The following is a 12,093-nucleotide window of genomic DNA, read 5'->3' on the forward strand; positions in this document are numbered from 1 at the left end:
GCCTTTGCGTTGCGAAATGAATAACGGCGCTACAAAAAAAACCTTTAGCCCCGGAACGAAAATTTGTGCTAAGCCCCGTGGATGGGCACCGTCCCCCGTTCCCGGCCAGGGAGAAGAAAGCCCTTTTCGAGCCCTCAAGAACGGCGCACGGCGGCCGTTAAGGCGCGCCCGCGCGCGCAGGTGCATCGGTCGAAGAGGAGAGGGGATGCCCGGCATCGCAGCGGGCGATCGGTCGCGCGTGGCGCGCGATCAGGCGTGCACGGCTACGGGATGCGCCTGCGCCACGCGTCCTGCGGATCTTCCAGCAGCGACAGGCCTTCGATGCGGTACTCGCAGCCGATCAGCGTGCGTGCTTCGAGCCCCGGCAGTTCGCTGGCGTAGATCACCAAGGCGTGCTGGTCGTCCAGCGCGCCGGACAAGGGTGCATCGCGGGTGCGTTCGAGTTCCCGTTCCAGCTGGGCGGCGGCCTGGTCCAGCGGGCCGTCCACCAGCATGAGCACACGGTTGTCGGTGATGACGATGGCGTCGCTGTAGTGGCCCCACGCGCGCGCGGGTTCGGCCAGCCGGTAGAGATCCATCATCGGCGCCGCGTACTGGCGTTCGGTCTGGACGAATTCATCCGGGCGCTCGCGTCGCAACCGCGACAGCAGTCCCGCGATGTCGACCACGGACGTGCGACACGTCAGTGCATCCAGCAGGGCGTCGCCCGATGGCTGCAGCAGCGGCAGCGTCCCGGCATCGGGTGTGGCCGTCGTGGCCGTCGTGGCGGACGAGGCAGGGCGGGGCGCCGGCGCCTGCGCTGCGCACGTCCACGGCAGCAGGCAGGCGAGCGTCAATGCGAAGGCCTTATTCGAGCTGCGCATTCGCGTGGGCGGCGTCCAGGGCTTCCATCGCGTCGCGCGGCTTCAGCTTGCCGGCCTTCTCGAAGGCGGTGGCAGCGGCATCTTCCTTCTTGTCGCCATAAAGCAGCAGCAGCACGTTGGCATGCTCGACATGCGCGATGGGCGAGTCCGGCGTCAGTTTCAGCGCCGTCTTGATGTGGGATTCGGCGTCGGCGGCCTTGGCGCCATAGGTCAGTCCGCCGATCATCGCGCCGATCTTGCCGATGATCTCGGCGTGATACAGCGCCAGGGCGGTATGCGCTTCGGCGTGCTTGGGCGCGAGTTCGAGCGTCGTGTCCAGCGAGGTGCGTACCTTGCCGGCGATGCCCTGCTTGAGTGCCTTGGCGATGCTGAGCCCCTGGCTGTAGCGGCCCAGTGCGAACGCATGGCGGTAGTGGCTGTTGGCTTCGTCCGGCAGTGCCTTCACCGCGGCTTCGGCCAGCTTGGCAGCCTGCTCGAAGCGTTTGAGCTGTTCGGCCTCGTCATCGACCAGATAAGTGGCATGGATGCCGAGGGCCTTCACCGCCACCGAAGCGCCCAGCGGGCCCAGTGCTTCGCCCGCGTCGTACGCGGCCTGGAAATCACCCCGGTGGAACGCCCGCCAGGCGTCCTGCAGGCGCTGGGCGAGATCGGCCGCGGCGATCCCCTTGGCCGCCTTGCCGGCCGACGCGATCAACGCCTGGGCACGCTTGTCGTCGGGATAGGGTTCCAGGTCGCCCGCATGCAGCGCGGGCCAGGCTTTCTTCAATGCGTCGCCGGCGTAGGCGAAGGCTTTGGCGTCATGCGGAAATGGTGCCCACTTCGATGCTTTTCCAGCCATTGTGCGTCCCTCCCAGGAAGCGATGAGCATGGCCGCAGGCCTGAGCACTGGCAAGCCCCGCGCATGAACGCCAGTAGTGTGATTGCTCGATGGGGCTTGGGCAGCATCCGCTGCGTAGACCGGCCATTGGGGCCGGTACCCGGGAAAACCCCATGCCCCTGAAGAAGAAAGCGCGCGCCAAGACGCCGGAACCCACCTTGCGCCATGTCTGGCTGGCCGGTCTCGGCCTGGTCGCCGTCGCCCGTCGCGAGGCCGTCACCGCCGCCAACGATGCGGCCGCCCGCATCGTCTCGCTGCGCGAGCAGGCCGAAAAGCTGGCCAACGAAACGCAGGCCAACGTGCGGGATGGCATCGCCAGTGTCCGCGAGCAGGGTGAGGCCAGGGTCGGCCAGTTCAGCGCCGATGTCGAAGCTCGCCTGGCGCCGGTGCTGCTCAAGCTGGGCCTGAAGCCCGCCGGCAAGGTGGCCAAGCCGCGCGCACGCAAGCCGGCGAAGAAGGCGCCGGCCGCCAAGCGGACCTCCACCGCACGCAAGCCGGCCGCCCGGCGTACCACGCGCCGCAGCCGCGCCTGATCGGCTCGCCACGCCACTGCACCATCGAACGCCCCGGTTTGCCGGGGCGTTCCTGTTTCAGGCGGCTGCGCGCGGGACGCATCAGTGAGATGGGCGATGCGCCGGCTTGGGAACTGGCCTTGGTGGCCTGGCGGGTTCACAACCGGTGGCGGGGCGGGTTTCCTGGCGCGCGCGCCCGGTGCGAGGTCTGCGCAGGGATGCAGCCGTTGCAACGGGTGCGGCCGTCCGCCAAGCAGTGGTCCGCTGGGTAACGGATGGGCGATGCCGGAGACCACAGGCGGTGGAGGGTTCGCCGCCTGACGCCATTGAGGACTGGATCAGTCCCCAATGGGCGGCATACTGGCTCCATGCTGAGCACCTCGAACCGACTCCTGCGCCTCTTGTCGCTGATGCAGTCCCGCCGCCACTGGACGGGCGCCGAACTCAGCCAGCGGCTGGACGTGGACCGCCGCACGCTGCGCCGTGACGTGGAACGCCTGCGCGAGCTGGGTTATCCGGTGGATGCCTCGCCGGGACTGGGCGGCGGTTACCGGCTGGGGTCGGGCAGCGCGATGCCACCGGTGCTGCTGGAAGACGATGAGGCGGTGGCCGTCGCCGTTGCGCTACGGACCGCCGCCGCCAGTGTGGGGCGCATGGAGGACACGGCGCTGCGTCTACTGTCCAAGCTGGACCAGTGGCTGCCGGCCAGGCTGCGCAAGCGGGCGAGCGCGTTGTATTCCGTCACGCTGTCGTTGTCGGGCGGCGCACCCACGTCCGACGTGGATTCACTGCTGTGCATCGCGGGCGCCTGCCGGGATGGTTTCCGCTTGCGCATGCATTATCTCGACCGCAGCAACCGGGCCAGCGAGCGGTTGATCGAACCGTTGCGGCTGGTGCATACCGGCAGCCGCTGGTACCTGGTGGCGTGGGACATGAAACGCGAGGACTGGCGGACGTTCCGCGTGGACCGCGTGCAGTCCCTGCATGAAACCGGCACGCAGTTCCCGCCCCGGCCGTTCCCCGGTGATGTCAGCGAATACGTCGCCCAGTCCATCACCCAGCCCTTCACCCGCTTCAAGGTGAAGCTGCGCCTGCCGGGCGCCATCGAGCACCAAGCCGGTCGCGTACCCCCGTGGTGCGGCATCCTGCAGGCCGGCGATGAACATCACTGCGTGCTCGACCTGGGAGCGGAGTCGGTCGAAGGGTTGCTCGCCCTGATGGCCCTGGTCGGGCCAGGGTTCGAAGTGCTGGACGACAACGGCCTGCTGCCGCAGCTGCGGGAAGCCTCGTCACGGCTGGGCCAGGCGCTGTCCCCCGCCTGAGAGGTTCGCCATGCGTCGTCCGCACGCCACGCCGGACGCCGGCGTTGCGGCGATCACGCCACGTAGGCCTGCGTCAGCGTGTTCAGATGCACGCGCTCGGCATCGCGCAGGAAGGGCGCCACCAGCATCATCACCTGCACGATGCCCTGGCGGATGGCGGCCTGTTCGTCCTTCTCGCCGCGCGAGGCGGCGTAATTCAGCCAGAAGGTGGAAATGACCAGCACGTTGGTGGCGGTGGCGGCCAGTTCGGCGGCCGATGCGCGCATCACGCCCGCGCGGGACATGCCGCGCATTACTGCATGCGCGCTGTCGTCGGCGCGCTTCAGGATGCGGGCGAAGCGCATGCGCAGTCGCCGGTTGCGGCTGAGGATTTCGACCAGGTCGCGGTACAGGAACCGGTAGTCCCAGATGCATTCGAAGACCAGGTGCAGCTGCAGCCAGATGTCTTCCAGTCCCGGCAGGCGATCCGCCGGTGGGGTCAGGGCGGCATCCATGCGCTCTTCGTAACGCGCGAAGAGCTGCTCGATTATGTCGTCCTTGTTGCGGAAGTGGTAATACAGGTTGCCCGGGCTGATTTCCAGCTCGTCGGCGATGTGGTTGGTGGTGACGTGCGGCTCGCCCTGCGTATTGAACATCGCAAGCGAGGCGTCGAGGATCCGCTGGCGGGTGTCGCGCGCCACTAGGCCGTGAGCTTCTTCACCAGGTCGACGTATTTCTTCTGTGCTTCCTCCTGCGGCGTGCCCTTGAGCTTGGCCCAGGCCTCGTACTTGGCCGTGCCGACGAAATCGAAGAAGCCCGGCTTGTCTCCTTTCACATCACCTTCCGAACCTTGTTTGTACAGACCGTATAGGCGCAGCAACGTGTCGTTGTCGGGGCGTTCGGACAGGCCCTGGATGTCCTTGGATGCTTGCTCGAACGCGGTTTTGAGATCGGCCATGGATGTTCCCTCCCAGTGAACGCGGCCATCTGACCACGGGGCGCAGTACCGGTCAATCCGTGACGGGATTGTCGAACCGGGGCGGCTCTGGCAACTTAGGCCGCAGGGCGGTCGGAGGGGCTCGCCCACACAACGGAAGGGATGGGACGTCATGAGCTATTTCGTCACCGGCGCCACGGGTTTCATCGGACGTTACCTGGTCGGCAACCTGCTGAAGCGCAGCGGCACGGTGCATGTGCTCGTCCGCAAGGATTCGCAGAAGAAGTTCGATGCCATCGCCAGGAAAGCGGGCTGGGACATGAAGAAGATCGCCGTGGTGCACGGCGACATGACCAAGCCTAAATGCGGCTTGACCGCGGCGCAGATCCGCACGCTGTCGGGCAAGGTGAAGCACTTCTTCCACCTGGCCGCCATCTACGACCTGACCGCCACGCGCGAGTCGCAGCAGGCCGCCAACATCGATGGCACGCAGAACGCGCTGGATCTCGCGGCCGCGGCAAAGGCGGGCTGTTTCCACCACACCAGCTCCATCGCGGCGGCAGGCCTGTATCCGGGCATCTTCCGCGAAGACATGTTCGACGAAGCCGAGGGCCTGGATGACCCTTACCTGCGTACCAAGCACGAATCCGAAGGACTGGTGCGCAGGGAGACGCGGGTGAAGTGGCGCATCTACCGGCCGGCGATGGTGGTGGGGCATTCCAGGACCGGCGAGATGGACAAGATCGACGGCCCGTACTACTTCTTCACCCTGATCAAGAAGCTGCGCGAACTGCTGCCGCCGTGGATGCCCGTGCTGGGCATCGAGGGTGGGCGCATCAACATCGTGCCGGTGGATTTCGTCGCCGACGCCATGGACCACATCGCGCACAAGCCCAAGCTGGATGGCCATACCTTCCACCTTACCGACCCCGAACCGATGCGCGTGGGCGAGGTGCTGAACACGTTCGCGCGCGCCGGCCACGCGCCGGAAATGACCATGCGCCTGGATGCGCGCATGTTCGCCTTCGTCCCCAGCGGCATCCGCGCCGCCGTCGGCAACCTGCCGCCGGTGCGTCGCTTCATCGGCATGCTGCTGCGCGATTTCAAGATTCCGAAGGAAGTACTGAAGTTCATCACCTATCCCACGCGCTTCGACAGCCGCGAGACCGAGCGGGCGCTGAAAGGCACGGGCATCGTGGTGCCCCGCCTGGATGACTATGCCTGGCGCCTGTGGGACTACTGGGAACGCCACCTCGACCCGGACCTGTTCATCGATCGCACGCTGAAGGGCAAGGTGCGCAACAAGGTGGTGGTCATCACCGGCGGCTCGTCCGGCATTGGCCTGTCCACCGCGCAACGCGTGGCGGAAGCCGGTGCCACGACGATCATCGTGGCGCGTGGCGAGGAAGAGCTTTTCAAGGCGCGCGACGACATGAAGAAGGCCGGCGGCAAGGTATTCGCCTACACGGCGGACCTGGCCGACATGGCCGATTGCGACCGCCTGGTGAAGACCGTGCTGGACGAGCACGGCCACGTCGACATCCTGATCAACAACGCCGGCCGCTCGATCCGCCGCTCGATCGAGGCGAGCTACGACCGCTTCCACGATTTCGAGCGCACGATGCAGCTGAACTACTTCGGCAGCATCCGCCTGATCATGGGTTTCCTGCCGAAGATGACCGAGCGCCGCAAGGGCCACATCATCAACATCAGCTCGATCGGCGTGCTGGCCAATTCGCCGCGCTTTTCCGCCTACGTCGCATCGAAGGCCGCGCTGGACGCCTTCAGCCGCTGCGCGCAGGGCGAGCTGTCGGGCAAGGGCATCAGCTTCACCACCATCAACATGCCGCTGGTGAAGACGCCGATGATCGCGCCGACCAAGATGTACGACAGCGTGCCGACGCTCTCCCCGGAGGAGGCCGCGGACCTGCTGGTCAAGGCCATCATCGAGAAGCCCAGCCGCATCGCCACGCGCCTGGGCATCTTCGCCGCCCTGGTCAACGCGCTGGCGCCGAAGGCCTACGAGGTGGTGATGAACACCGCGTTCGAGCTGTTCCCGGATTCGGCCGCCGCCAAGGGCGACCGCAAAGCGCTGAAGGAAGCGGCGCCCAGCCAGGAGCAGATTGCGTTTGCTTCGTTGATGCGGGGCGTGCACTGGTAGGCGTCGATGCGGATCTCCTGGGCTAGGACGCTCGGGCTGGGCTGCGTGCTCCTGGTGGGCATCGGGGTCGGCATGTGGTTGCTGTTATCCCGCGTCTTGGGCGAGCGCGATGCTTGGCTAGCCGCGTGGACCGCTGAGGGTGCGCGTGCCGCCGCGCGGTACGAAATCGATGCGTACCTGGAAGGCAAGTTGATACCCCAGCGGGCCATGTCGTGCGGTGCGCAGGAGTGGGTTGTTGTCCTAGCCGGTGGTGCATGCTCCTCGGAGACCGTCATCCACGCGAGATCGTCGAAGGACGGTGGCGAGGCAAGGCTGAGGCCGTCGAAAGGCGCCGGGTATCGTTGGAAGGGCGAATTCCATCGTGATATCGACATGGTGTTGAGTCCGCAGCAGTCCGCACGCTTTCGCGAACTGGCGACGCGTGCGTTGGCGCTGCCTGACGCTTACAGGGCAGGCTGCACAGGAGTTCCCTGCCTGCAATCCGGATTCGCCGCTTGCGTCGATGGTGACTGGCGATCGGCCTATGGCCCGCCGGAGCGATTCACCGCAGGAGATCGCAGGGAACCGGGGGACGAACTTTGGTCGGATGCTTTGGCGATTCTCCGGGTCGAGACAGCGCTCGACCCGGACGATTACGTCATTTGCATGTAAGCGATGACGTTGCCGGGACAGGAGACTTTAGCCTTCGTCCGCCCACCGCAACGGCACCGCCTGCATGTTCCGCATATGCAGTGCCAGCGGCTCGATCCGCGACCACAGGAAGTCGCGCAGTTCGGCGTCTTCGACCGTCTCGGTCAGCGCACCATGGAAGCAGGCCAGCCAGCCGCTGGCTTCGTCCATGCCGATGGCGAAGGGCAGGTGGCGGGCGCGGAGCATCGGGGCGCCGTGCTTCTGCGTGAACAGCGGCGGACCGCCCAGCCAGCCGCTGAGGAATTCGAAGAGTTTCTGTTCACTGCCGTCGAGCGAGGGCGGGTGCAGGCGCCGCACCGCGGCCGCCTCGGGCAGCGCGTCCATCAGCGCGTACATGCGACGGGTCATCCGCCGCAAGCCGGCTTCACCGCCAATGCGGTCGTAGGGAGTGGTGGGGGTGGCGGGTTCGCTCATGACAGGTCGGGCGGGCGGGGCTTCCATCATGCCGTCGGCCTCAGGCCGGACGCAGCGGCCAGGTGTCGCAGGCGGGCCGATGCGTACGCGTCACATGTTCCGGCACTGGCGCCAGCGGACTGGCTCGTCGCTTCCCGGCGGCGGGTTGAGCTGCACGCGGGTGGTGCGCAGGGCGGGGTAACGTTCCAGTTCAAGGCAGATCCATGGCCACACTTCCTTCTCGGTGCCGGTGCGGTCAACGCTGAGCGTCAGCTTGGTCTGCCACACGCCGCTGCTGATGCCCGGCGTCTTGGTCAACGCCTGCAGCACGGCGCGCATCTGCTGTTCCAGTTCTTCTTCGGTCGGCTCCCGGAACGGCGCGTCAGCCGGCTTGCCGACGACAGCGGCGGGTGCAGGCGCGTTGGCCGGCGCCGGTACCACGGTGGGCGTGGGACTTGCCTGGCGGCTGTCCAGCAAATTGCCCATAGCCACCATCGCGACGGCGCCCGCCGCCACCGCGCCAAACCAGGCGATGCCGATGTGGCGCTTTGCGCGTGCCGCCGCATACCCGGTTACCTGCAGATGCAGGGCCGGTTCGATCAGCGGTTTGACCTCGGGCCAGAGCCGGGGGCCATCCAGCAACTCGATGTTGGTGCCCTGCGCGGCGTCGCGGCCTTCCTTCTCAACCTTGCCCTCGGTGGCCAGGATGCCGCCCTGTGCAGCGCCCAGACGGATGCTGGAGGCCAGCTCCACCACAGGCGCCGCGGCGATGCGGTACGCCGAACCGTGCTTGCAGGAGAGCAGCCAGCGCTCTTCACCGCGCGCCAGCAGGAAGGTGGACTGCGGTTCGCGGGATTCGTGAGGTTCCGGGCTGGCTTCGACCAGGCCGCGGCGCTCCATCGCCACGAGCACCAGCTTGGAGAACTCGCGCCAGCGCAGGCCGGACAACGCGTGCAGGCCGTAGGCCCTCTCGTCGCGGGGACGGCGGACCATCCAGAAATAGGCGGTTGCCACAACGCCGATCACCAGGGTGACGGCCAAGCCGAGAAGCCAAATGGGCATAAATCGCAAACGCGCTTTTTGTTATTCGAATGCGCAATTCTAACCAGCCGGCCCCGGCATGTCTGTCGGGTCAACCCCTGCCTATCGCAGGCCCTTCGCAGACGGTTCATGGGCGGAAGCGAGCATGAAAAAGCCCGCCAGTCCGAAGCCGTAAGGGGAGGGGAGCATACGTACTTCGAGTGGACTGGCGGGCCGTATCGATTGTTACGCCAACCGATGCTGCCTTGCAACAAAAATCTGTTCAGAAAACGCACTGTTCCAGTGCGTTGCCGTCAGCCTGCGGAAGCCTTGCGCGGCGCGCGCTTCGCCGTCACTTTCTTGACGGGTTTGCTGGTGGCCTTGGTGGCCTTGGTCGCCTTGCGGGCCGGGCTCTTGCGGGCAGCCTTCGGCTTGCCGGCGGGTACGCCGCCCAGCTTGCGCAGTTCCGCGTTCAGCTCTTCGACCCGGTCGATCAGTGTGGAGAGGTCTTCACGGCTGGGGACTTCCAGGCGGCGCAGGGCGCGCTGCACGCGTTCCTCGAACACCTTCTCCAGCCTGTCCCAGGTATCCGACGCGCGCTCGCGCGCCTGGCCGACGGTGGTTTCCACCGCATCGCGCATCACCTGCGCCTTGCCACCGGCCAGCTTGCGCGTGGTCTGCTCCAGCGACAGCCCTTCCTTCACCAGCGTCTCGAACAGCTTGGTGCCTTCGGACTGCGCGCGCCCGAACGCGCCCACGCCGGCCAGCCACACCTGCTGGGCGGATTCACCCAGGCTCTTGGACAGGCGCTCGGCCTGCGCCTGCAGGTTCTCGTTCTTGGCGGAAGAAGCGGTCTTGCGGGCGGATTTCTTCAAGGTGGCCATGGGGTTCCGTTGGCAGTCGAGACGAGGGATGAGGCGCCAGCGTCGGCGCGATGTCTAGAGTTTTCACACCAGCGCCCCGCGCTGGCGAAGGACGATCAGTTGCGTGTCGATGCCCGCCGGCGCGAAACCACCTGGTCCACGTCGTCCAGCGCGCGGCGCAGGCGGGCGGTGGTCTCGGTCATGCGCGGCGCCACGTCCAGCCCGTCCAGGATGGAGCGGTGGCGTGCGTTGACGATGTCGTCACGGTAGCGGATGCCATGCACCGCCAGCATCGGCTTGAGCACATCCGCACGCTTGCGCAGGTCGGCCAGCGTGTTGCGGTACGCAAGCTGGCAGACGCGGTGGCGCGAGGAGAAGCTGAAGAGGTTGGTGAAGAAGAGTTCGCTGTCGGTCGCGTTCGGCTCGAACACCAGCTGGTCGATGTCGGGGAACTGGTGCGGGTACTTTTCCATGCCGATCTGCATGCGCGACTGCAGCAGCGTACGCAAGGTCTGCGACAGCACGGCGGGCAGGCCACCGCTGGCCAGCCCCACCTGTTCCGCCTCGTCGGCGTGCGGCGCGGCGCGGTTGGCGTCGAACGGCACCAGCGGGTTGATGCCGATCATCAGGTCGATGTCGCGTTCCAGCACCGTGCTGGCGTGCATGGTCCGGCGCAGGGCCCCGTCCAGGAAGTGGCGTCCGCAGATCTCCACCGGCGGATACAGCCCGGGCAGTGCGGAACTGGCCTGCACCGCGCGCGAGATGGGGACGTCGTCCCAGCCTTCCTCGCCGAAGCGCACGGCCTCCCCGCTGTCCAGGTCCACCGCCACCACGAACAGGTCGGTATCCAGCTTGCGGAAATCGTTGCTGCGGCCGCGGCGGGTGAAGATGTCGTGCAGGAAGCGCTCGACGCCCTCATTGTCGAAGATGCCGGTGGGCACCAGGCCACCGAAGCGCAGGAACAGGTCCGACCACCGCACCGCCTTGCGCGGATTGCGCAGCAGCCTGCCCAGCCAGTCGCCATAAAGCGCGGGCAGGCTGGCGGCGCGGCGCAGGTATTCGCCCACGTTGGGGCGCAGGAAGGTCTCCGGCCGGAACTCGGCGTCGTCACTGGTACCGGTGATGAAGATGCGGCACATCTCTGCCGTGCTCATGCGGTTGGCCAGGCCGGCGGCGAGGAACGCGCCTGAGCTGACGCCCACGTAGCAATCCATCCGGGTCAGGTCCAGCCCGTCCAGGGCCTCGTCCATCGCGCGCAGCGCACCCAGTTCGTACATCCCGCCGATGGGGCCGCCGCCGGCGATGGCCAGCCCGATCTTGCCGCTCCGGCCCCGCTTGCGCGCACTGTGGATCGAAAGCATGTACTTCCCGTCTTGACGTTACCGGCCGAGTGTAGCCGACAGATCGGGTGCTTGCGGTGGACTGGCGTGGCCGGGATCATGCGGGGCATGGCGCGAAGCAACCCCCTGATCGAACGCCTGGGCCGTCGTCTCACATGGCACCAGGCCCTGCATGATCCGGCCCGCGAGCCGCGCAACCGGCTGCGCTGGCTGCCGGAGCTTCGGCGCTGGCAGGCCGAGCGGCTGGAACGCAGCTTCGAGCATTTCCTGAACGATCCGCGACGTCGGTCAGCGGCGATGTTCTTCCTGACCGATGTCTACGGCGACCATGACTTCAGCCGCCGCGACGCCAACGTGGCCAAGGTCATGCCGATGATGCAGCGCCTGCTGCCGGCCGCGGTGCTGGGTACGGTGGCCCATGGCATCGAACTGGGCGCGCTGACCCATGCACTGGATGTGCGCATGGCCGAAGCCCTGCACCGCATCGCCCCGACGCGCCGCAAGCTGGATGCGGAACTCTACGCCAGGGCCTATCGCGAGGTGGGGCATGCGCGGTTGCGCGAGCACCAGATCGACCTGATCGCCGAAGTCGGCGTGGGCCTGGCGCGCGCGGTGAAGACGCCGGGCGTGGCCACGCTGCTCAAGCTCTCGCGCGGCCCGGCCAAGGCGACCGGCCTGGGCGAACTGCAGGGGTTCCTGGAGCGTGGCTTCTCCGCGTTCGCCGCGCTGGGCGACGGCAAGGCCTTCGTGCGGGACATCGAGGACGCCGAGCGCGAGGCGTCGCGCCGGCTGTTCGACGGGCATCCCGATCCGTTCGGCTGAATCAGTCGAACTTTTCCGACAGCACGCGGCGTATCTCCACTTCGATCGGCCCCTTCATGGCCGACAGCAGGAAGCCGAGGGAAGCGGTGACGTGCAGCTGCTGGGGAAGCAGTGCGATATGGCCATCGACGCCGGAGCGGTTGAAGTTCAGCGTGTCACCGTCCCAGCCATAGTCCATGTCGAAGCGCTCGGCCAGTTTCTTCGCCACTTCCTCCACGGCCTTGCGTGCCTGTTTCGGCGTCTTGGTGTGGTTGTGCAGGATGTCGATGCTGGCCATGGGGAGCTCCACTGAGGTGTGCCTATTCTGCGCATGC

General features: G+C 66.8%; 14 protein-coding genes. 5 read left to right on the forward strand and 9 right to left on the reverse strand.

Going from position 1 to position 12,093, the window contains the following annotated elements:
* Positions 1–263 precede the first annotated feature (263 nt).
* Both OVA13_RS03585 and OVA13_RS03590 read right to left on the reverse strand, forming a co-directional pair.
* Positions 264–863, reverse strand: coding sequence for a hypothetical protein (locus tag OVA13_RS03585; RefSeq protein ID WP_267792443.1), 600 nt, complete (start codon positions 861–863; stop codon positions 264–266).
* Positions 847–1,629 (reverse strand): tetratricopeptide repeat protein, encoded by a 783-nt coding sequence (locus tag OVA13_RS03590; RefSeq protein ID WP_267792444.1) that lies wholly within the window; start codon positions 1,627–1,629, stop codon positions 847–849. Before OVA13_RS03590 ends, OVA13_RS03585 begins: the two co-directional genes overlap by 17 nt.
* Before the next feature lie 224 nt (positions 1,630–1,853).
* On the opposite strand from OVA13_RS03590, the gene OVA13_RS03595 reads away from it, so the two are divergent.
* Together OVA13_RS03595 and OVA13_RS03600 are read left to right on the forward strand one after the other, a co-directional pair.
* Entirely contained in the window at positions 1,854–2,273 is a 420-nt protein-coding gene (locus OVA13_RS03595) for a hypothetical protein (protein ID WP_267792445.1), read from the forward strand.
* 347 nt (positions 2,274–2,620) lie between these two features.
* Positions 2,621–3,574, forward strand: coding sequence for a helix-turn-helix transcriptional regulator (locus OVA13_RS03600; RefSeq protein ID WP_267792446.1), 954 nt, complete (start codon positions 2,621–2,623; stop codon positions 3,572–3,574).
* Positions 3,575–3,627: 53 nt separating this feature from the next.
* On the opposite strand, the gene OVA13_RS03605 is transcribed toward OVA13_RS03600, so the two are convergent.
* Entirely contained in the window at positions 3,628–4,254 is a 627-nt protein-coding gene (locus tag OVA13_RS03605; RefSeq protein ID WP_267792447.1) for a TetR/AcrR family transcriptional regulator, read from the reverse strand.
* Positions 4,254–4,511: an acyl-CoA-binding protein gene (locus OVA13_RS03610; RefSeq protein ID WP_267792448.1), complete on the reverse strand. Its 258-nt coding sequence runs from the start codon at positions 4,509–4,511 to the stop codon at positions 4,254–4,256. Before OVA13_RS03610 ends, OVA13_RS03605 begins: the two co-directional genes overlap by 1 nt.
* A gap of 151 nt (positions 4,512–4,662) precedes the next feature.
* Here OVA13_RS03610 and OVA13_RS03615 point away from each other — a divergent pair, with 151 nt between their 5' ends.
* On the forward strand, positions 4,663–6,651 hold the full coding sequence (locus OVA13_RS03615) for an SDR family oxidoreductase (RefSeq protein ID WP_267792449.1): 1,989 nt from the start codon (positions 4,663–4,665) through the stop codon (positions 6,649–6,651).
* 6 nt (positions 6,652–6,657) lie between these two features.
* On the forward strand, positions 6,658–7,302 hold the full coding sequence (locus OVA13_RS03620; protein WP_267792450.1) for a hypothetical protein: 645 nt from the start codon (positions 6,658–6,660) through the stop codon (positions 7,300–7,302).
* A 27-nt stretch (positions 7,303–7,329) separates the two neighbouring features.
* Here the strand turns inward: OVA13_RS03620 and OVA13_RS03625 are convergent, their stop codons facing one another.
* The 4 genes from OVA13_RS03625 to OVA13_RS03640 all read right to left on the reverse strand — a co-directional run bounded on the left by OVA13_RS03625 (position 7,330) and on the right by OVA13_RS03640 (position 10,978).
* Positions 7,330–7,755 (reverse strand): group II truncated hemoglobin, encoded by a 426-nt coding sequence (locus OVA13_RS03625; protein WP_267792451.1) that lies wholly within the window; start codon positions 7,753–7,755, stop codon positions 7,330–7,332.
* Positions 7,756–7,845: 90 nt separating this feature from the next.
* Complete coding sequence (locus tag OVA13_RS03630; RefSeq protein ID WP_267792452.1) at positions 7,846–8,796, reverse strand: restriction endonuclease; 951 nt, start codon at positions 8,794–8,796, stop codon at positions 7,846–7,848.
* Positions 8,797–9,068: 272 nt separating this feature from the next.
* Positions 9,069–9,638: a phasin family protein gene (locus OVA13_RS03635; protein ID WP_267792453.1), complete on the reverse strand. Its 570-nt coding sequence runs from the start codon at positions 9,636–9,638 to the stop codon at positions 9,069–9,071.
* Between the two features lie 95 nt (positions 9,639–9,733).
* Entirely contained in the window at positions 9,734–10,978 is a 1,245-nt protein-coding gene (locus tag OVA13_RS03640) for a patatin-like phospholipase family protein (protein ID WP_267792454.1), read from the reverse strand.
* Positions 10,979–11,065: 87 nt separating this feature from the next.
* On the opposite strand from OVA13_RS03640, the gene OVA13_RS03645 reads away from it, so the two are divergent.
* Positions 11,066–11,779, forward strand: a complete 714-nt coding sequence (locus OVA13_RS03645; RefSeq protein WP_267792455.1) for a DUF8198 family protein — start codon at positions 11,066–11,068, stop codon at positions 11,777–11,779.
* Between the two features lies 1 nt (position 11,780).
* On the opposite strand, the gene OVA13_RS03650 is transcribed toward OVA13_RS03645, so the two are convergent.
* The gene (locus tag OVA13_RS03650; protein WP_267792456.1) at positions 11,781–12,056 is read right to left on the reverse strand and encodes a polyhydroxyalkanoic acid system family protein; all 276 of its coding nucleotides are present in this window, start codon (positions 12,054–12,056) and stop codon (positions 11,781–11,783) included.
* Between the last annotated feature and the right edge of the window lie 37 nt (positions 12,057–12,093).

The organism is Pseudoxanthomonas sp. SL93 (genome assembly GCF_026625825.1).
Taxonomy (GTDB): Bacteria; Pseudomonadota; Gammaproteobacteria; order Xanthomonadales; family Xanthomonadaceae; genus Pseudoxanthomonas_A.

Bases quoted from the DNA above. Each gene is read 5' to 3' on its own strand.
- OVA13_RS03585 (WP_267792443.1), bottom strand. From the start codon at position 863: ATGCGCAGCTCGAATAAGGCCTTCGCATTGACGCTCGCCTGCCTGCTG.
- OVA13_RS03595 (WP_267792445.1), top strand. From the start codon at position 1,854: ATGCCCCTGAAGAAGAAAGCGCGCGCCAAGACGCCGGAACCCACCTTG.
- OVA13_RS03600 (WP_267792446.1), top strand. From the start codon at position 2,621: ATGCTGAGCACCTCGAACCGACTCCTGCGCCTCTTGTCGCTGATGCAG.
- OVA13_RS03610 (WP_267792448.1), bottom strand. From the start codon at position 4,511: ATGGCCGATCTCAAAACCGCGTTCGAGCAAGCATCCAAGGACATCCAG.
- OVA13_RS03615 (WP_267792449.1), top strand. From the start codon at position 4,663: ATGAGCTATTTCGTCACCGGCGCCACGGGTTTCATCGGACGTTACCTG.
- OVA13_RS03620 (WP_267792450.1), top strand. From the start codon at position 6,658: ATGCGGATCTCCTGGGCTAGGACGCTCGGGCTGGGCTGCGTGCTCCTG.
- OVA13_RS03625 (WP_267792451.1), bottom strand. From the start codon at position 7,755: ATGAGCGAACCCGCCACCCCCACCACTCCCTACGACCGCATTGGCGGT.
- OVA13_RS03630 (WP_267792452.1), bottom strand. From the start codon at position 8,796: ATGCCCATTTGGCTTCTCGGCTTGGCCGTCACCCTGGTGATCGGCGTT.
- OVA13_RS03635 (WP_267792453.1), bottom strand. From the start codon at position 9,638: ATGGCCACCTTGAAGAAATCCGCCCGCAAGACCGCTTCTTCCGCCAAG.
- OVA13_RS03640 (WP_267792454.1), bottom strand. From the start codon at position 10,978: ATGCTTTCGATCCACAGTGCGCGCAAGCGGGGCCGGAGCGGCAAGATC.
- OVA13_RS03645 (WP_267792455.1), top strand. From the start codon at position 11,066: ATGGCGCGAAGCAACCCCCTGATCGAACGCCTGGGCCGTCGTCTCACA.
- OVA13_RS03650 (WP_267792456.1), bottom strand. From the start codon at position 12,056: ATGGCCAGCATCGACATCCTGCACAACCACACCAAGACGCCGAAACAG.